Genomic DNA, 17520 nt, shown 5'->3' with positions numbered 1-17520 from the left:
GGGGCGTCTGGCGACCTGCGCCTTGAATAACAACGACGAGAAGTACGACATGAGCCATTTGCTGATCCGCGTAATGCTTGTTCCCGGCCTGAGCCTGTTGCTCCTGAGCCTGGTCCAGGCCGCGGGTTTGATCGACGACAGCAGCCTCAAGCTGCAATTGCGCAACGTCTATTTCAACGAAAACTTCCGCGACGAACACGGCCTCAGCGCCAAGGCTGCGCGCACGGCCAAGAGCGAGCGCACCGAATGGGCCCATGGGTTGCTGTTCGATTATCAGTCCGGATTCACCCCCGGCACCCTGGGGTTCGGGATCGATGCCCTGGGGCTGTGGGGCGTGCGCCTCGATTCCGGCAAGGGCCGCAGTGGCACGGGGCTGCTGCCGGTGCACGACGATGGGCGCGCCGCAGGCGAATTCGCCAGTGCCGGCGCCACGGCCAAGGTGCGGCTGGCCAAGACCACGCTCAAGTACGGCACCCTGCTGCCCAAGACCCCGTTGCTGGTCTACAACGATGCCCGGCTGTTGCCGCAGACCTACCACGGCACCCAGCTCACCAGCACCGATATCGACGGCCTGAGCCTGACCGGCGGCTATCTGCAGCGCTTCAAACTGCGCGACTCCACCGACAGCGTGGGGCTGGTGCCCGACGGCTACAGCGGCGGCCAGTCCGGGGACTTCCGCTATGGCGGGGCCGAATACCAATGGAGCAAGACCCTGCGCCTGAACTATTTCCATGGCGAACTCGAGAACTTCTATCGGCAGGACTTTGTCGGCCTGCAACATGAGCTGGCGCTGGGGCAGGGGACCTTGACCAGCGACCTGCGCTACTTTCGCAGCGCCGATTCAGGCGCGGCGTTCGACGGCAAGATCGCCAACCGCCTGTTCAGCGGCCAGCTGACCTACGCGATCGCCGGGCATTCCCTTGGCGGCGGCTACCAGCGCCTCAGTGGCGATGCCGGCTTGCCGTATATCAACGGCGCCACGGTCTACTCCTTCAGTAATGCCGGGATCGGCAAGTTCATCGAGGAAGGCGAGAGGACCTGGATGCTCGGCTATGGCTACAACTTCGCCAGCCTGGGTGTTCCCGGCCTGACCTTCAGCTCCCGCTACCTGAGCGGCAATGACGGCAAGTCCGGCACCCGCGTCGATGAGTGGGAGCGCGACAGCGAACTGGCCTATGTGCTCCAGCAGGGCTCGTTCAAAGGACTGGGGGTGAAGCTGCGCAATTACGTGTATCGCTCCGACTACTCACGTGGGCGCGACAGCAACCGCCTCTACATCACTTACGACATTGCCCTGTGGTAGCGCATTTACAGCGGCTTGAAGCGCCCATCCCACTGTGGATCCAGGCGCCGTATGCGCTCGGCCAGCGGCGGGTGGGTGGCGAACAGCCGGTTCAGGCGCGACTGCACGCCCTGGTGGAAATACATGTGGCTGTATTGCGCGGCGTTGAAGGCCTTCAGGCGCGAGCCGGCGGTGCAGCAGCCGATTTTCTTCAGCGCCCCGCTCAGGCCCTGGGGATTGCGGGTGAACTGCACGGCCGAGGCGTCGGCGAGGAATTCGCGCTGGCGGCCGATGGCGGCCTTGATCAGGTTGCCCAGCAGGGTGCCGAGCGAGCCCAGGATCAGCAGGGCCAGGCCGAGCACGGCGAAGACGATCTGCCAGATGAAGCGGTGGCGGTCGCTGGCCAGGTGCTCGCGTTCGGCCTGGCGCAGCACCAGCACGCCCGCCAGGCTGAACAGCAGCAGCCCGTGGATCACCGCCAGCAGCCGGGTGTTGAGGCGCATGTCGCCGTTGTGGATGTGGCTGAATTCGTGGGCGACCATGCCTTGCAGCTCATCGCGCTCAAGCCGGGAGAGGGCGCCCCGGGTCACCCCCAGCACCGCTTGCTGCGGGTCGAGACCGGCGGCGAAGGCGTTGATCGCCTCTTCGGGCAGTACATACACCGCAGGCATCGTGGTGCCCGAAGCCAGGGCCATTTCCTCGACGATGTTCAGCAGCCGCTGTTCATCGCTGTTGCGCGCCGCGCCGTTGATCAGGCGTCCGCCCAGGTGCTCGGCGATAACCTTGCCGCCGGCGCGCAGGCGCCAGGTCTTGTACCAACTGCCCAGCAGCACCACCAGGACGATAAGGGCGGCCACCACTGCGACCAGGGGCCAGTTCAGTACCTTGGGCTGCCCGGATTCCTGGTTCAGCTCGCGCCACAGCCAGCCAAGGCCAAGGCTGCTGAGGGCGGTCAGGCTGGCCACCGCCAGGGCCATCAACGACAGCAGCTTGAGGGTGCGACGCCGGGCCTGGGCCTGGTGTTGAAAGAATTTCATGCAAACATCCGCAGGGTAGGGGCCGCTTTACTGGAAGGCGATCCGGGTGGCGTCTTGAATCAGCGCGCTGTCGCTGAATTGCAACAGGGTGGCGTCGCTGCGATGACCCAGCAAGCGGGCGAAGAACAGCGCCGGCACTTGCTGCTTGCACAGGTTGTAGTCGGTCACCGCATCGTTGAAGGCCTGGCGGGCGAACGCCACTTTGTTCTCGGTGCTGGTGAGCTCCTCGCTCAACTGCGCCATGTTCTGCGAGCCCTGGAGTTGCGGATAGGCCTCCAGGTTCAGGTGCAGGTGGCCCAGGGCCTGGTCCAGGGCGCCCTGGTCCTGGCCCAGGCGCAGGATCTTCTCGCGGTCGCCAGGCTCGGCCGCCGCTGCCTGCAGGCTGTCCCGGGCGGTGTTGCGGGCCTGGGCCAGGGCGGTGAGGGTGGTGTGTTCGTGCTGCAGGTAGCCCTTGACGGTTTCCAGCAGGTTGGGAATCAGGTCATAGCGGCGCTTGAGCTGCACTTCGATCTGGGCAAAGGCGTTGCGCAGGCGGGTGCGGCGGATCGTCAGGCGGTTGTAGAGGCTGAACAGGTACAGCGCCAGCAGGGCGAGCAGCGCCAGGGTGACGATATCGGCGGTGGCCATGGATGTCCTTATCGAGGTGGGGCGTGGGGGCGGCCATGGTAACGGAATACTTGCGGCCGATGGTTGCCAGGTCCGGGCAATTCTGCGAAAAAGCGCTCCCATTTCGCACAACCAGGGACTGGCGATGGACAAGATCATGCTCCGGCTGACGGTGGTCGACGACTACCCGCCGGTTTCCAGCGAAGGCGTCTGGGCCCGGCTCCAGTCTTGCGGGCACTACCGGATCGACAACATTCCCTTCTATTCCCGCGAGCTGTGCTGGGGCGACGAGGTACAGGTACGGGTGGCGGATGACGGCCTGAAATGGTTCGAGCGGGTGATCCGCGCAAGCACCAACAGCACCCTGCGCCTGGTGTTCCACGAACCGGGCCACGACGAGGCGCAACAGGTCCTGCAGCACTTGGTGGTGCTGGGTTGCAGCTGGGAAGGGCTGCATCGCTGGTTCTACGCACTCAACGTGCCGGCCGAGGTATCCCTGGACCAGGTACTGGATTATTTGCAGGAACTCGGCGAGCAGGGCTGGCTGGACTATGAACACGGATTGCTGCGTCAGTGACGGCCAGACTGAATGCACAAGGAAAGCAAAGGATGAACCTGGAATTTCACGCCAACACCTATAGCGCCTATACCGAAGACGAGGTGCATATCCTCGGCCTGGCCGACGACCCTGCGCAGCCCACGCATTACCTGCTGTTGCAGCGTGCCGAGGAATTCGACGAGCAGGACGAGGCACTGGGCATGGCTACCTACCATGTGGAGCTTGGGGGCCAGGGTGTATCCGGTTACGGCGGTATCGAGCAGCTGCTGCTGGCGCCGGGCCAACTGACCCTGCACTTCTCCCAGGCGGTGGCCTGGTGTCGTTCCCTGCCGAGCCTGGAAATACGCTGGGACACCGGGTTGCTGGTGCCGGATGAACTCGACGCGGCACTGGCTGGCATCTTCAACGAGACCGCCACCGTTATCCGGCGACAAGCCCAGTGATTGCCAAGCCCGGGCAATTCTGCGAAAAAGCCGCCCGCAGCCCCGCATCGGGGCGATGGTTGAAGGATGAACACGCATGAGCGATGAGTTGCAGGTGATCGATATCCAGCTGGGCGACGGCAAGGCCGTGGTCAAGGGCGCCCTGATCACCACCCAGTACCGCGGATTCCTGGAGGACGGCAGCAGCTTCGATTCTTCCTATGATCGCGGCAAGCCGTTCCAGTGCGTGATCGGCACCGGGCGGGTGATCAAGGGCTGGGACCAGGGCCTGATGGGCATGCAGGTGGGCGGCAAGCGCAAGCTGCTGGTGCCGGCGCACCTGGGGTATGGCGAGCGTGCCGTGGGCTCGATCCCGGCCAACGCCAACCTGGTGTTCGAGATCGAACTGCTGGAAGTGCTGACCCGCGACGACTGAGCCAGGGAGCGTGAACATGCAGGCGAACAAGGCCTGCCCCGTGGTGTTGCGCCAGGGCGCAGGCCTGGAAATCCTGGCTTTTCGGCACCCATTGGCTGGCCTGCAACTGGTCAAGGGCAGCATCGAGGCGGGTGAGGCGGCGGCCGCGGCGGCGGTCCGCGAGCTGGCGGAGGAGGCTGGGGTCCAGGGCATCGCGGTGCGCCCGCTGGGCATCTGGCATTCCGGATTCCCCGGCCAGGTCTGGGCCTTCCATGAATGCCGGGTGATCCAGGCGCTGGCCGAATCCTGGAGCCACCGTTGTGGCGATGACGGCGGCCATGAGTTCAGCTTCTTCTGGCATCCCCTGGCCGAGGCGCCATCGGAGCAATGGCATCCGCTGTTCCAGCGAGCCCTGGCCTATCTGGGTGAACGCCTGCTGCGGCGCTGAGCCGCGGCTTCACTGGCCCAGGCGGTACTGGTTGTTGCCGCTGCGCTTGGCCTCGTACATCGCCAGGTCGGCGACGTGCAGCAGTTGGTCCATGCGTGCCCCGTGGTCCGGAAACACCGCGACCCCCAGGCTGCTGCCCACGCTGTGCCGGCGGTCGTCGACCTCCACCGGCGGCGCCAGTTGGCTGAAGATCTTCTCGCCAATGCGCCCGGCTTCCTCGGCCAGGTCCAGCGCCGGCGACAAGCCTTCGAGAATCACCACGAATTCGTCGCCGCCGATCCGGGCCACGGTATCGCTGCTGCGTAGCACGCCCTGCAGGCGCTGGGCGGTGACGCTCAGTACGCGGTCGCCGATGGCGTGGCCGTACTGGTCGTTGATCGCCTTGAAGCCATTGAGGTCGACGAACACCAGGGCCACCCGGGTCTGGTCCAGGCGCGCCTGTTCCAGGGCTCGCGACAGGCGCTGTTCGAGCATCAGGCGGTTGGGCAGGCCGGTCAGTGGATCGAAGTGCGCCAGGCGCTGCAACTGGCGAGTGGAAACCTTCTCGTCGGTGATATCGCGTACCACCCCCATCATCTTCACCGTGGCGTTGTGCCCGTTACGCACCACGTTGCCGGTCTCGCGCAGCCAGTGGATGCTGCCGTCGGGCCAGATCACCCGGTATTGCTCATCGTGGTTGTCGCCGGTGCGCAGGCAATGGAGCTCGCCGGCGCGCACCCGCTCGCGGTCCTCTGGGTGCACGCAAGAGCAGAACAGTTCGTAGGAGGGCACCACTTCGCCGACCTTGAAACCGAACATGCCGTAGATGGCTTCCGACCAGTACAGGTGCTGGGTATCGACCTCCCAGTCCCAGGTGCCGATCCGTGCGAAGTACTGGCTGCGCTCGAAGCGTTCGACGGTGTCGGGCCGGCCTTGGCTGAGTTCCCGGTAGGCCCGCAGCTGGGCCTGGGCCGACCGCTCGCGGCGCAACAGCCAGAGCACCAGCAGGGCCAGCAGCGAGGTCAGGCAGAGCAGTGACCAGACGGCAATCATCGGATGCTGGGCAACATGGAAGAGAGGATCCTGGAGAAGGGATGGCACTTGGCTATGTTAATCCACGCAGTGTGACGAACAGCAGCTTTTTCTGCCGGGCCATGCCGCTGGTCGGCGGTCTCCCGGGAGCGCAAAGGTTTGCGGCGATAGCGACTTGCGCAACGGCCGATCCGGGCGCAGCATGCTCGCCATATAGGTATAGGGGGTATAGGTATGTCGCACACTCATGAGCGCAAGGAGCAGTTGCTCAAGCGCGTCCGGCGCATTCTCGGGCAGGTCCAGGCCATCGAGCGGGCCCTGCAGGACGGTGCCGAATGCTCCACGACCCTGCATCTGGTGGCCGCCAGCCGCGGCGCAATGAACGGTTTGCTGGACGAGATCATCCAGGCCCATGCCCTGGAACATGTGGCTCACCCCGAGCTCAGCGATGCCGAGCGGGCCAAGGGTGTGGATGAACTGCTGCAAGCCATTCGCCGTTATTCCAAGTAGGAGCCCATGATGAACCTGTCGCAACAGGCCGCGAGCCTGGCCCATGAGCACCAGTTCCTCGGTGCCGATCACGATGCCAATGCCCGGCGCACCTTGTGGGTGGTGGTGCTGACGGTGGTGATGATGGTGGGGGAAATCCTCGCCGGTTATCTCACCGGTTCCATGGCGCTGCTGGCCGACGGGCTGCATATGGCGACCCATGCCGGGGCCCTGGGGATCGCGGCGGCGGCCTATGGCTTTGCCCGGCGCAATGCCGGCAATCGCCGTTTCAGCTTCGGCACCGGCAAGGTCGGTGACCTGGCGGGTTTCGCTTCGGCGATCATCCTTGGCCTGGTAGCCCTGGGCATCGCCGGTGAGTCGCTGGTGCGCTTGTTCCAGCCGGCCAGCGTGGCTTTTGCCGAAGCCACGCTGATTGCAGTGGTGGGGTTGGCGGTGAACATCCTCAGCGCCTGGTTGCTGGGGGCCGGGCATGGACATCACGGCCACGCCCACGGGCATCATCACGAACATCACGAACATCACGAACATCACGAACATCACGAACATCACGAACATCACGAACATCAACGGCAGCACGCTGGCCATGGTGACAACAACCTGCACTCGGCCTATGTCCACGTCCTGGCCGACGCCCTGACCTCGGTACTGGCCATCGTCGCCTTGCTGGCTGGGCGCTACCTGGGGTGGGTCTGGCTCGATCCGGCGATGGGCATCGTCGGCGCCCTGGTGATCGCGCGCTGGTCCTACACCTTGATCAAGTCCAGCGCCGCGGTGCTGCTCGATGCCAGCGACGAGCAGGTGGCCGAGCAGATCCGCCGTTCGGTGGAAGCGCCGGGAGACGCCAATATCGTCGACCTGCATGTGTGGCAGGTGGGCCCCGGGGCACGGGCGGCGATCGTCAGCGTGGTGGCCCGCGCGTCCCTCAATGCCGAGGCCCTGCGTGGGCGGCTGGCGCCGGTGCCCGGGCTGGCGCACCTGACCCTGGAGCTGCGCAGCGTCTGACGTCTCAGGCCGCCGGGCGCAGCAACTCCAGCACCGAATAGACCAGCCCCACCAGTGCCACGCCCAGCAGTACCAGGCTCGACAAGCCGGTGACCAGGCGCTTGTACTTCAGTGAGAAGCCTTGGCGTGCGACGAGGATGTAGGCCCCCAGCACGGCGAAGTCGATCAGCGCCCAGACCAGGGTCAGCAGCAGGGCGCTGTGCTGCAGGGAGCGCCCGACCTGGATGAACTGGGGAAAGAACGAGACGAAGAAGATGATGTCCTTGGGGTTGCCGATCCCCACCAGGAAGCCGGTCGCCAGGCCCTGGCCACGGCGCCGTGGGCTAGCGGCCTCAGGTTCGCTGCCGGGCGCAGCGGCAGCTTCCCGCAGGCCCTGGAGCGCCAGCCAGCCGATGAAACAGCAGCCCAGCAGGCTGACCCAGCTGATCAGGCGCGGGTCCAGGGACAGGCCGGTGGTCAGCATCAGCACCGCCACCAGGGCCAGCAGCAGCGAGGCCGCGTTGGTGCCCACGGCGGTCAGCAGCGCCTGGCGCGGGCCGGCGTTCATGCTGGTATTGATGATCAGCGCCACCACCGGTCCCGGGGTCGCCACCAGCATCAGCACGCTCAGCATGTAGACCAGCAACAACGACAGATTCAGCTCCACGGACCAGGCTCCCGGCAATTGACAGGCGCGCAGCTTGGGGGCTTTTGCCGGCGTTGAAAAACGCAAAAAGCTATGACCTACTATGATTTTTTATCATGATGAGTGCCCGCCGATGGTCGAGTCCCTGCCGCCGCTCTATGCCTTGCGTGCGTTCGAAGTGGCCGCTCGTTCCAGCTCCTTCACCCGTGCGGCGGAGGAGCTGTCCCTGACCCAGAGCGCCATCAGCCGGCATATCCGTACCCTGGAGAGCCAGTTCGGTTGCCGCCTGTTCGAGCGTCATGGGCCGCGGCTGGTGCTGACCGACGTCGGCCAGCGCCTGGCCCGGGAGCTCAAGAGCGGCTTTCGGATCATCGAGGACGCCTGCCTGCCCCTGCGCGCCAACAGCGGCCAGCTGCGCCTGAAAGCGCCTTCGACCTTGACCATGCGCTGGCTGCTGCGGGTACTGGAGCAATTCAAGGGCGACTGCCCGGAGCTGCCGGTGCAGTTGGCCAGCGTGTGGATGGATTTCGATCATGCGGATTTGCACGCCGAGCCCTACGACTGCGCGATCCTGCTGGGCAATGGCCACTTCGGGGCCGGGGTCGAGGCTTGCAAGCTGTTCGACGAGTGGCTGATCCCCATCGGTGCGCCGCAACCTGCGGATGCGCCGGCCTGGACCCTGGAGCGCCTGGCGCAGGCCGAGCTGATCCACCCCTCGGCGGATCGCCGCGACTGGCGCCGCTGGCTGCAGGCCCAGCCGGAGCAGGGCTTGGCACAGGCGCTGCGGCTGGACCGGGGTACGGTCTTCGACACCCTGGACCAGGCGATTTCCGCCGCCATGGCCGGGCACGGGCTGTCGGTGGGCGACCTGCACCTGGTGGCCGAGGACATTCGGCGTGGTCGGGTGGGGCTGCCGTTCCCCCGGGCAGTGGCCTCGGGAGACGGTTACTACCTGGTGTGGTTGCGCGGCAGCCTCCAGCAGGAGCGGATTGCCTGCTTGCGCCAGTACCTGCTGGAGCGGGTGGTGCCGATCGACGACCTGGCCCTGGACTATCTGGTGCCCGGTGCGCCGCCAGCCTAGGCCGCCGCTACCGGCCTAGCCGAGGATGATGTAGTCATTGTGCTGCGTTATGCCCCGGTGCGGGCCTGGCACCAGGTGCACGTAGCGTCCTTGCAACAGGTCGATCGGCAGGCAGTCGTCGACATCCAGCAGGGCATCGGTATGGGCCTTGTGCCAATGGGCGAGCATCTGCTGCTTGCCCTTGGCCTTGGCTTGCTGCTTGTCCGAGGCAACCACCAGCAAGTAGCGATGGGCTTCGCCGAAGGTGGCGCTCTCGTAGCCGCCCAGGTTGATGAAGAACAGCCGGGGCGCACCGGCCGCGGGGGCCAGGGGGCTGAGCTCGAGCTTGTAGCCTTCGACGCCATCGACCTGCATCCATGAGTCGATATGCAGGCCGGCGGGGCTGCCGAACCAGCCCTCGCGCAGTTGCGGGTAGGCCGCTTCCAGGGAGTCGGCCACCACGAACTGGACGTCGTGGACCTCGATCTTCGCCTGGGGGTGCTTGCCCCCCAGCATCACTACAAACAGCATGGGCGTTCCTTGTTCCGGGATCGGTCGGGGTGCCGGGCACCGCGTGGGCCGCAGGTTTTACCGCAAGCCCGGGGCGCTGCCAAGGGTGCCTGGTTCAGTGGGGCGGCGATGCATCGTTGAACCACGGGACCCGACCATTGAGCGACGGCAGGTAGTGCCAGCGTAGCCGCAGCTCGGCCAGGGCTGGCGTGCCCAGCAGGGCCTGGAGCAGGCTGGTGACTATGTTCAGCGCCAGGTCCCGGCCGGGGCACTGGTGGCGGCCGGCGCCGAAACTCAAGTCCTGGTCCGGGGGCAGGGCCGGGTCGTGGTTGGCCGCAGCCAGCAGCACCAGCAGCGTGTCGCCGGGTTGCAGCGCTACTCCGGCCAGGGTGCAGGGTTCGGCGACGAAGCGCCGGGTGTTGTGCACCGGTGGGTCGAGCTTCTGTTGTTGGTGCAACCAGGCACCGAGCTGCGCCGGGTCGTGGCGCAGGCGCTGGGCCAGCGCCGGTTGGTCGAGCAAGGCCAGCAGGGCATTGCCGAACAGCCCGGCACAGGCGTCATGGGCCTGGACCAGCAAGCCCACGAGGTTGGCCCGCAGGTCCGCCGGGTCCAGGCTCCCTTGCTGTTGCCGGATCGCTTGCAGCAGCGGTCCGGGAGCATCGGCCTGCATCAGGGCCTGCATCTGCTGGTCCAGGTAATGCGCTGCCTGATGGGCGGCCTGGCGCTGGGAGGCATCGCCCAGGGGCGACAGCCCGGCCACCAGCTCGCCGGTGCGCCGGGCGATCTCGGGTTGCTGGGCTGTCGCCACGCCGAGCGAGCCGGCGACCATCGCCACTGGCAGTTGGAATTGCCAGCGGCGCACTCCGGCGGCGTCGCTCGGCGTATCCAGCGGTGGCCGCCGGTGTTCCAGGGCAAGCATCAGGTCGATGCCGGCCATGGCCCGCAGGCCCGGCTCGATGGTGGCGCGGGGGCAGCTGTGGCGGGGGCCGTCGTTCATTCGCATCAGGCGCGCGAACAGCGCTGCGGCGGGACCGTTCGCCAGCGCCGCCGGCACTGGTTCGTAAAGGGGCCGCACCCGGCAGGCCGGATGTTCGAGGGCCGCCGTCACGGCCTCGGCGCTGCTGGCGATCCATAGCCCGAGCCCGGCGTCGTAGGCCAGGCCGGACCCGGCCCGTAGCGCGGCATAGCAATGCCGGTAGGGATCGGGATGGGTGATAGTGCTGATCAAGTCCATGATTTATCTCTGTGTGAGCCAAGCGTGTCGGTTGCTACTATCCTCAGCCTTCCGAAGGCATGATTCGTCAGGGAGCGAAATATGAATGCTGAGCAGAACGACCGCGGCGTGTCCCAGGTGGCGGCCGCCATCGCCGAACCGGCCCGCACTCGCATGCTGTGTGCCTTGATGGACGGCCATGCGCGCACCAGCACCGAGCTGGCGGCCATCGCCGAGGTCAGTACCTCCACGGCCAGCGTGCATTTGGCCAAGCTCAAGGACGCGGGCCTGCTGCGGGTCCAGGTCCAGGGCCGGCACCGCTACTACGGCCTTGGCGATCCGCTGGTGGCCCGGGCCCTGGAGGCGCTGATGGTGATCGGCCAGGGCCGCGAGCAGCGCTTCAGCCCGCGCACCCCGGATCGTCTGCAGTTCGCCCGGACCTGCTACGACCACCTGGCGGGCACCTTGGGCGTGCAGTTGCACGACCGCTTGTTCGAGGCCGGTTGGCTGCTGGAGGATGGGGATGGCTACCGGGTCAGCGACAGTGGAAGTGAGTTCTTCCGTGGGCTGGACATCGATGTCGCTGCGTTGGCCGGCCTGCGTCGGCGTTTCGCCTGCGGTTGCCTGGACTGGAGCGTGCGTCGTCCGCACCTGGGCGGCGCTTTGGGCGCGGCCTTGCTGCAAGCCCTGGTGCAGCGCAAATGGCTGGTCCGCGACCTGGACAGCCGCGCCCTCGCCCTGACCGGTACCGGTGGGCGAGCCATCAGCAAGCGTTTCGGCCTGGCCCTGATCCAGCCGACCCGGCCGCTCTCGGCCTCGGCCAGCCTGGAGCTGCAAGGCCTCGGTGGCTGAATGGCACATGACGACCTGTACCCGTAACCAGGAGAAGCGCCCCATGCTCATCGTGTTCGGCGGTTTGCCTGGCACTGGCAAGACCACCATAGCCCGCACCCTGGCCCCACGCCTGGGTGCCACCTACCTGCGGATCGACAGCATCGAACAGGGCCTGCGTGATGCCGGCCTGGCACAGGTCGGCAGTGCGGGCTATCAGATCGCCTTGCAACTGGCCGAGGCCAACCTGGCCCTGGGCAACCCGGTGCTGGCCGACTGCGTCAACCCGGTGGCCGAGAGCCGCGCGGCCTGGCAAGCCCTGGCGCGCAAGCTTGAGGTCGACTTGCTGGAAATCGAAGTGGTGTGCTCCGACCGTGACCAGCACCGGCGCCGGGTCGAGGGCCGGTGCTCGGATGTCCCGGGTCTTTCGCCCCCGAGCTGGCAATCGGTACTGGCCCACGACTACCAGGCCTGGGACCGACCGCGCCTGGTGCTGGACACTGCGCGGCTGGAGCCGGAGCAAGCGGTACAGCGGATTCTTGCGCAGTTGCCTGGCGCACTCCTGCCGCCGGCTCGCTGAAGCACAGGTGACGGGGTTCAGCCCCGGCCCATGCACTGCCGGCGGTATTCGTCCGGGGTGGTGCCCATCATCCGCCGGAACATGCTGATGAAGGCCGAGGCGCTGCTGTAGCCCAGGTCCAGGCCGATGGTCTCCACGGTCTGGCCGCGTTCCAGCAAGGCCAGGGCCTGGACCACCTTCAGCCGCTGGCGCCATTCGAGCAGCGACATGCCCAGCTCCTTCTGGCTGCGACGCACCAGGGTGCGCTCGCTGGTATTGGCGGCATGGGCCAGTTCCGCCAGGGAGCGCGGGTCCCCGGGGTTGGCCTTGAGCATGTGCAGCACCGGGCCCAGCAGCGGATCATCGGAGGAGGGCAGGTAGCTGCCGGCGCAGGAGGCCTGGCCGAGCTTGTCCACCAACACTTGCAGCAAACGCTGCTGCTCCGGGCTTTGCGGCAGGCCGGGCGGGTCTTGGCGCAAGTCGTCCAGCAGCGCCAGCACCAGCGGGCTGAGGCTCAGGGCACAATGCCGCGCGGGCAGGGCGCCGCACAGCTCCGGGCTCAGGTACAGCGAGCAGTGGCAGGCCTCCTGGTGGTTGAAACCCACATGCTCGACATTCGGTGGCAACCAGATGCCGTACTGCGGCGGCGCCAGGTAGTGGTGGTCGTCCAGCTCGATCTCCATCACCCCGCTGTAGGCATAGACGAACTCGCCCCAGGCATGGCTATGCCGGGGGTAGGTGGCGTGGGCGGGCAGGTTGGCCGTGCGAAAGAACACCGGCGCCGGCAGGTCCTGGCTGAACGGTGGCAGGTGCAGGTGTTGCGCGGCTTTGGGCATGGCAGGCACCGGTGGGTGGATAAGCAAAAGGGCGGAGGTGCGATCCTACACGACCCACTGGATTCATCACTGGAGGGGGTGTTAGAAGGTTGTTTGCTAAACTCGGTTTGCTAGGCATCCATTCAGTTTCAAACTGCGAAATACGCGCTGCAATGGCGGATTTTCTCAACAGTTTCCAAGACGACTCAGGCTACGGTTCATGCGGTAACACCAGAGCCGCTTGCGAAACTGACGGTTGCCATATTTCAATTTTTGATCCGAGTGGAACAGCAAACCTTGAGAACTGCCACGCTGTTCATAAGCCATGTCCAATGCCTTGATCACCAGATCCGGGACTGATGTGTTTGATAGCGCCCAACCCACAACTTGGCGTGCGTAGAATTCTAAAACGGTCGCCAAGTAATGCCATCTTACCTGTGCCCTGATATAGGTTATATCGCCACACCAGACACTGTTTTAGTGTAGGCACATCACCAAGATGCTTGGAATATCAGGCCGCTCGATCGTCGCTTGTAAGCATGTACTCCCGGTTCTTTACTGATTAAGGTCAGTTCCTGTATCAGGCACCGCACCTTGAACTGTCCGATTTGCTCGACGTCTTCCTGCAGCATCGGCACGATGCTGCGACTATTTGTAAGCAGTTCATTGATCCGACTGCGCAATTGCAGTCGCTCAACGTTCGGAGTGCTGCGTTTGAGACAACCGGCGCAGTAACACGAGCAAGTGATGGCGAAGACCGAGAAAAGCCAATCCACAGGCGCCTGAGTACTTAACTGATCAATCCGCGCGCGTACTCTTCCGACATCAAAAAGCGCGGTAGCCATTTTTAAAATGAATTTCTCCCGTTCAAGGCGCGCAATGCGGGCCTGATTACCCTGAGCGATCGGCGGGCTTCGATATGGCTATGGCTTTGATCGAGCACGAGCCCTACGGCCTTGCGTTTGAGTTCAGCAGAAAATGAATGACGTTGCTTGCTCATCAAGCACCTCAATCTGGCGAGTATTCTCGCCTAAAAACAGGTGTCTGGTTTTTATTGGGGCACTACACAGGGAAAGAGGTTGCGTAGTTCAGGAGTGAGTAGAAGGGCTGGTGGTTCGGTCTTCGTGGTGGCCGGTACACGGTACAGTCAGGCGTGTTTCCTATGCTTCTAGGAGTTTTCTCAAGGGGTGGTTGGAAGGGGATCTTTGGGTTATTGGAATTATTATATTTTTTTTAATAGCAAAAAAATCATACTTGTATTGGTGTTTTTTTTGACAGTTTGTTTTTGGCTGTCTTAACTGGGCTCTGCATGAAAAATAGAGTTTCTCGTTAATGTCTTTAATAGTTGGTTTTGTGGTTTTATTTCTAGGAAGACCTATGCGGCATGGCCTGTAAGTAGCTTTGCGCTCTCGTTTGGCTCTTGTTTTTTAAGGTTGATCGCCGTTGATTTTGGTTTATACGGCCTGTTCGGAGTGTGTTTGTTGTTGTATTGATTTAAATAAATGGACTGCTAGAGGTGCTATATGGAAATGGCAAGGGATATAACTATAGTCGATATGTTTGAGAGCCAGGCTAGTTTTCGCTCAAGTAAGACTGCATTGTTTCATTGCTCGGACAGTATAACTTATGGACTTCTGAATGAGAAAATAAATCAGTTGGCAAGACATTTGCTCGAGCGTGGTGTCGAGAGTGGCGATATCGTCGCGGTATGTGTTGAGCAGTCAATAAGTCGTGTTGTTTTTATGATGGCGATAGTAAAGGTCGGCGCCGTCTATTTACCTCTTGACCCTGAATACCCTGCCCCGAGGTTTGATTTTATTCTCGAGGATACCCAAGCGAAGCTAATGATTACGTCAAAAGCATATGAGCATAAGTTTTCCGATTTTCGTGGGACTTTGATTGTTCCTGATAGTGACCGAGAAAAGTCGTTGATTGATAAGCAGTCAGGCAGCAATCTTTTGAAGGAAATACCTTCGTCAAGCTTGATGTATGTCATATATACATCTGGCAGTACCGGGGTTCCAAAAGGAGTGGCTGTTCAGCATGGCGCAATTGCTAGTTTTATTGAGAATGTGCAGCCGGTAATCAATGTTTCATCAGAAAACACCGCCATACAAATTCTTTCTTACACATTCGATGCTTCCTTTGTCGATACATGGATGCCGCTCCTGATTGGTGCGACATTGCATCTTTATCCAGATAATAAGTTACTGGGTGAAGCGTTATTGGAATATATTAGATCGAATCGTATTGATACTATTCCAATGATTACTCCGACCATTCTTGCTACATTCCCTACTGGACAGCCAATAGGCGAGCTTAAAAGTATTGTCGTGGGTGGAGAGGCTTGTGCGGACAACGTATTCCTGTATTGGGCCAGTAGGCTGCAGATGTATAATCTTTATGGTCCAACAGAAACAACGGTAGCTGTTACTTGCCATAAATATGTGGCAGGGCAGAGCGTTAAAAATATCGGCAGCCCTCTGTCTGGTGTTGAATTTTATGTGCTGGATGAAAACTTCAAGGCATTGCCTATAGGTTCGCCGGGTGAACTATTCATTGGTGGAGCACAACTTGCTCAGGGCTACTTGAATAGACCTGAGCTAACAAAAGAAAAATTTTTACATATCGACGTGGCGGATTCACGAACTGGAAGAAGTGAGTGCAAGCGACTTTATAGAACTGGCGATATTGTGACTCTATTGCCAAGTGGAAATATTGAATATATAGGGAGGAATGATACGCAACTCAAGATTCGAGGCTTTCGCATTGAGTCTGGTGAGATTGAAAGCTCAATAAATAGAATAAAAAATGTCCGAGAGTCTGCAGTTGTGGCTGTGAACAAGGAACTAGGGCAGCCAATGCTGGCTGCTTTCATTACGCTATCGGATTATCACTCAAAAGATGAAATTAAAATAAAGTCGGAAATTAAAAAGATATTGCAAAATACTCTTCCGGTCTACATGGTTCCCGATAAGATTTTTATCTTGGATTACTTTCCTCAGACGGTTAGTGGGAAAGTTGATCGAAAAGCACTCCAGTCCTTAATGAAGGAAGAAGCACTCTCGCTAGATAATCTGGCAGAGGATGATGTTGAAGGTACTCTCGTCGCGATATGGAAACATGTTCTGCAGACGGATGATATTAAACCTCAGGACAATGTTCTTGAAGTTGGCGGGAATTCTGTTGCCGTAGTTCGAGTGTTCACCTCGCTGCCTGAATCTATCAGAAGCCAAATAACATTGGTTGATCTTTATACCTATCCGTGCATTGAGCAATTGGCGCAAGAAATAAAGATTCGCGAAAATAAGCGTCCGTTGACGTTTGAAGAGAAAATGCAATTATCTAAGAAGACATTGCTTGGTGATATCAAGCTTGCGGCAGACTATGAATTTCCGACGGAGATCGATCCTGATGTTTTAGCCAACCCGGAAAGTGTACTCCTGACGGGGGCTACTGGATTCGTTGGAGTGCATTTGTTACTGGAGTTGCTGGATAAAACCTCTGCGAATATATATTGCCTGGTTAGGGCTGAAAGTGTTAAGCATGCTATTGAAAGGATAAAGTTTACCCTAAAAAAATACCGACTTTCTTGGCCCGAAGAGAAAACTGACCGTATTATTCCAGTTTTAGGCGATTTTACTAGGTCACAGCTGGGTATGTCCGATTCCGATTTTTTAAATACGTCAAAAAATATTCAGGTTATATATCACACTGGCGGAAATGTTAATTATGTAAAACCTTACGCTGAAATGAAAGCGGTCAACGTAAATGGGATTCAGGAAATTATTCGTTTCGCGACAACATCAAAATTGAAGTATCTAGTCGCATGCTCCACTATAGCCGTTTTTAGTTGGGGGTACCTGACTACAGGAAAAACCTGGATGTGTGAAGACGATGATATTCATCAGAATCTATCCGTGGTTTGTCGAGATACCAACTATGTCAGAAGTAAGTGGGTGATGGAAAATGTCCTGGAAGAGGCAAAAAAGAAAGGATTACCTGTTATTGGTATTCGTCTGGGATTTGTCATGTGCCAGAATGACAGCGGTGCCACAGAAATGAACCAGTGGTGGGGAAGTTTTGTCCGGTGCTGTGTTGCTCTCGGGACCTACCCCATGATCATGGGCCTTAAGGATCAGCTGGTGACTGTGGACTTTGTAGCAAAAGCAATTGTGCACATTTCTCAAAACAAAGAAGCTCCAGGAAAATTTTTCCATCTCGTTCCTGAACCGGTACATGACATATCTGTGCCAGAGTTTTTTGAGAAGTTAAATGAATATTTCGGGATTAAACTTCGGCCGGTTCATTATCGCGAATGGTTAAGTAAGTGGAAGGATAATGAACATAGCCCTCTATATAGTTTGTTAAGCCTGTTCACCGAGGAGATTGTTCCAGGGAAATCTCTGGTCGAGTCTTATGAGATGACTTACTACTTTGATAGGAGGAATACTACTGAGTTTCTTAAAGGCAGCGGAATAGAAACGCCTCCAATCGATAAGGCGCTTCTTTCAAGATATTTGGATTTCATGGGTATCTCTGCACATAGTCCTAAGTAGTTTTCAATGGCAGTGCATTGCGGTGCGATGCACTGTTTTTATGCTTGGTTGAGATC

18 protein-coding genes and 1 pseudogene are annotated in these 17520 nt (G+C 60.6%); 11 read left to right on the top strand and 8 right to left on the bottom strand.

Annotation, left to right across the window (positions count from 1 at the left end; all coding sequences use genetic code 11):
- Positions 1–49: 49 nt before the first annotated feature.
- Entirely contained in the window at positions 50–1303 is a 1254-nt protein-coding gene (locus CAG11_RS12125; protein WP_085596662.1) for an OprD family porin, read from the top strand.
- Positions 1304–1308: 5 nt separating this feature from the next.
- On the opposite strand, the gene CAG11_RS12120 is transcribed toward CAG11_RS12125, so the two are convergent.
- Complete coding sequence (locus CAG11_RS12120; protein WP_085596512.1) at positions 1309–2319, bottom strand: M48 family metallopeptidase; 1011 nt, start codon at positions 2317–2319, stop codon at positions 1309–1311.
- A gap of 27 nt (positions 2320–2346) precedes the next feature.
- Positions 2347–2946, bottom strand: a complete 600-nt coding sequence (locus CAG11_RS12115; RefSeq protein ID WP_085596511.1) for a LemA family protein — start codon at positions 2944–2946, stop codon at positions 2347–2349.
- Positions 2947–3070: 124 nt separating this feature from the next.
- Between CAG11_RS12115 and CAG11_RS12110 the strand changes: the two genes are divergently transcribed.
- The 4 genes from CAG11_RS12110 (at position 3071) to CAG11_RS12095 (ending at position 4769) form a co-directional block, all read left to right on the top strand.
- On the top strand, positions 3071–3502 hold the full coding sequence (locus CAG11_RS12110; protein ID WP_085596510.1) for a DUF4265 domain-containing protein: 432 nt from the start codon (positions 3071–3073) through the stop codon (positions 3500–3502).
- A gap of 32 nt (positions 3503–3534) precedes the next feature.
- Positions 3535–3927 (top strand): Imm10 family immunity protein, encoded by a 393-nt coding sequence (locus tag CAG11_RS12105; RefSeq protein WP_085596509.1) that lies wholly within the window; start codon positions 3535–3537, stop codon positions 3925–3927.
- A gap of 76 nt (positions 3928–4003) precedes the next feature.
- Entirely contained in the window at positions 4004–4342 is a 339-nt protein-coding gene (locus CAG11_RS12100) for an FKBP-type peptidyl-prolyl cis-trans isomerase (RefSeq protein WP_022643858.1), read from the top strand.
- 16 nt (positions 4343–4358) lie between these two features.
- Positions 4359–4769, top strand: coding sequence for an NUDIX domain-containing protein (locus CAG11_RS12095; RefSeq protein ID WP_085596508.1), 411 nt, complete (start codon positions 4359–4361; stop codon positions 4767–4769).
- A 9-nt stretch (positions 4770–4778) separates the two neighbouring features.
- Here CAG11_RS12095 and CAG11_RS12090 read toward each other — a convergent pair whose 3' ends face one another.
- Positions 4779–5801 (bottom strand): sensor domain-containing diguanylate cyclase, encoded by a 1023-nt coding sequence (locus tag CAG11_RS12090; RefSeq protein WP_085596507.1) that lies wholly within the window; start codon positions 5799–5801, stop codon positions 4779–4781.
- A gap of 213 nt (positions 5802–6014) precedes the next feature.
- On the opposite strand from CAG11_RS12090, the gene CAG11_RS12085 reads away from it, so the two are divergent.
- A complete protein-coding gene (locus tag CAG11_RS12085; protein ID WP_085596506.1) occupies positions 6015–6290 on the top strand; it encodes a metal/formaldehyde-sensitive transcriptional repressor in 276 nt (91 codons plus the stop codon).
- A 9-nt stretch (positions 6291–6299) separates the two neighbouring features.
- Positions 6300–7292: a CDF family Co(II)/Ni(II) efflux transporter DmeF gene (gene dmeF, locus CAG11_RS12080; RefSeq protein ID WP_085596505.1), complete on the top strand. Its 993-nt coding sequence runs from the start codon at positions 6300–6302 to the stop codon at positions 7290–7292.
- 4 nt (positions 7293–7296) lie between these two features.
- On the opposite strand, the gene CAG11_RS12075 is transcribed toward dmeF, so the two are convergent.
- Positions 7297–7932 carry a LysE family translocator gene (locus CAG11_RS12075; protein WP_031321526.1) on the bottom strand — a complete coding sequence of 212 codons (636 nt, stop codon included), beginning with the start codon at positions 7930–7932 and terminating at the stop codon, positions 7297–7299.
- Positions 7933–8050: 118 nt separating this feature from the next.
- On the opposite strand from CAG11_RS12075, the gene CAG11_RS12070 reads away from it, so the two are divergent.
- Entirely contained in the window at positions 8051–8998 is a 948-nt protein-coding gene (locus CAG11_RS12070; RefSeq protein WP_085596504.1) for a LysR substrate-binding domain-containing protein, read from the top strand.
- Between the two features lie 15 nt (positions 8999–9013).
- Here CAG11_RS12070 and CAG11_RS12065 read toward each other — a convergent pair whose 3' ends face one another.
- Positions 9014–9508: a DUF1543 domain-containing protein gene (locus CAG11_RS12065; RefSeq protein WP_085596503.1), complete on the bottom strand. Its 495-nt coding sequence runs from the start codon at positions 9506–9508 to the stop codon at positions 9014–9016.
- Positions 9509–9602: 94 nt separating this feature from the next.
- Entirely contained in the window at positions 9603–10721 is a 1119-nt protein-coding gene (locus CAG11_RS12060) for a cytochrome P450 (protein ID WP_085596502.1), read from the bottom strand.
- Positions 10722–10802: 81 nt separating this feature from the next.
- Between CAG11_RS12060 and CAG11_RS12055 the strand changes: the two genes are divergently transcribed.
- The gene (locus CAG11_RS12055; protein WP_085596501.1) at positions 10803–11552 is read left to right on the top strand and encodes a helix-turn-helix transcriptional regulator; all 750 of its coding nucleotides are present in this window, start codon (positions 10803–10805) and stop codon (positions 11550–11552) included.
- Between the two features lie 43 nt (positions 11553–11595).
- Positions 11596–12111, top strand: a complete 516-nt coding sequence (locus tag CAG11_RS12050; RefSeq protein WP_085596500.1) for an AAA family ATPase — start codon at positions 11596–11598, stop codon at positions 12109–12111.
- 17 nt (positions 12112–12128) lie between these two features.
- Here CAG11_RS12050 and CAG11_RS12045 read toward each other — a convergent pair whose 3' ends face one another.
- Complete coding sequence (locus CAG11_RS12045) at positions 12129–12926, bottom strand: helix-turn-helix domain-containing protein (RefSeq protein ID WP_068584514.1); 798 nt, start codon at positions 12924–12926, stop codon at positions 12129–12131.
- Between the two features lie 168 nt (positions 12927–13094).
- Positions 13095–13905: pseudogene (locus CAG11_RS34050) on the bottom strand (DDE-type integrase/transposase/recombinase); the annotation flags it as partial.
- 523 nt (positions 13906–14428) lie between these two features.
- Between CAG11_RS34050 and CAG11_RS12035 the strand changes: the two are divergent.
- A complete protein-coding gene (locus tag CAG11_RS12035) occupies positions 14429–17464 on the top strand; it encodes a non-ribosomal peptide synthetase (protein ID WP_085596498.1) in 3036 nt (1011 codons plus the stop codon).
- The last annotated feature ends 56 nt before the right edge of the window (positions 17465–17520 follow it).

This window comes from Pseudomonas sp. B6(2017) (genome assembly GCF_002112765.1).
Taxonomy (GTDB): Bacteria; Pseudomonadota; Gammaproteobacteria; order Pseudomonadales; family Pseudomonadaceae; genus Aquipseudomonas; species Aquipseudomonas piscis.
Note: the sequence above shows the minus strand (reverse complement) of the source record. Positions and strands in the feature narration are given on the sequence as shown.

Bases quoted from the DNA above. Each gene is read 5' to 3' on its own strand.
- CAG11_RS12125 (WP_085596662.1), top strand. From the start codon at position 50: ATGAGCCATTTGCTGATCCGCGTAATGCTTGTTCCCGGCCTGAGCCTG.
- CAG11_RS12120 (WP_085596512.1), bottom strand. From the start codon at position 2,319: ATGAAATTCTTTCAACACCAGGCCCAGGCCCGGCGTCGCACCCTCAAG.
- CAG11_RS12115 (WP_085596511.1), bottom strand. From the start codon at position 2,946: ATGGCCACCGCCGATATCGTCACCCTGGCGCTGCTCGCCCTGCTGGCG.
- CAG11_RS12110 (WP_085596510.1), top strand. From the start codon at position 3,071: ATGGACAAGATCATGCTCCGGCTGACGGTGGTCGACGACTACCCGCCG.
- CAG11_RS12105 (WP_085596509.1), top strand. From the start codon at position 3,535: ATGAACCTGGAATTTCACGCCAACACCTATAGCGCCTATACCGAAGAC.
- CAG11_RS12100 (WP_022643858.1), top strand. From the start codon at position 4,004: ATGAGCGATGAGTTGCAGGTGATCGATATCCAGCTGGGCGACGGCAAG.
- CAG11_RS12095 (WP_085596508.1), top strand. From the start codon at position 4,359: ATGCAGGCGAACAAGGCCTGCCCCGTGGTGTTGCGCCAGGGCGCAGGC.
- CAG11_RS12090 (WP_085596507.1), bottom strand. From the start codon at position 5,801: ATGATTGCCGTCTGGTCACTGCTCTGCCTGACCTCGCTGCTGGCCCTG.
- CAG11_RS12085 (WP_085596506.1), top strand. From the start codon at position 6,015: ATGTCGCACACTCATGAGCGCAAGGAGCAGTTGCTCAAGCGCGTCCGG.
- dmeF (WP_085596505.1), top strand. From the start codon at position 6,300: ATGAACCTGTCGCAACAGGCCGCGAGCCTGGCCCATGAGCACCAGTTC.
- CAG11_RS12070 (WP_085596504.1), top strand. From the start codon at position 8,051: ATGGTCGAGTCCCTGCCGCCGCTCTATGCCTTGCGTGCGTTCGAAGTG.
- CAG11_RS12065 (WP_085596503.1), bottom strand. From the start codon at position 9,508: ATGCTGTTTGTAGTGATGCTGGGGGGCAAGCACCCCCAGGCGAAGATC.
- CAG11_RS12060 (WP_085596502.1), bottom strand. From the start codon at position 10,721: ATGGACTTGATCAGCACTATCACCCATCCCGATCCCTACCGGCATTGC.
- CAG11_RS12055 (WP_085596501.1), top strand. From the start codon at position 10,803: ATGAATGCTGAGCAGAACGACCGCGGCGTGTCCCAGGTGGCGGCCGCC.
- CAG11_RS12050 (WP_085596500.1), top strand. From the start codon at position 11,596: ATGCTCATCGTGTTCGGCGGTTTGCCTGGCACTGGCAAGACCACCATA.
- CAG11_RS12045 (WP_068584514.1), bottom strand. From the start codon at position 12,926: ATGCCCAAAGCCGCGCAACACCTGCACCTGCCACCGTTCAGCCAGGAC.
- CAG11_RS12035 (WP_085596498.1), top strand. From the start codon at position 14,429: ATGGAAATGGCAAGGGATATAACTATAGTCGATATGTTTGAGAGCCAG.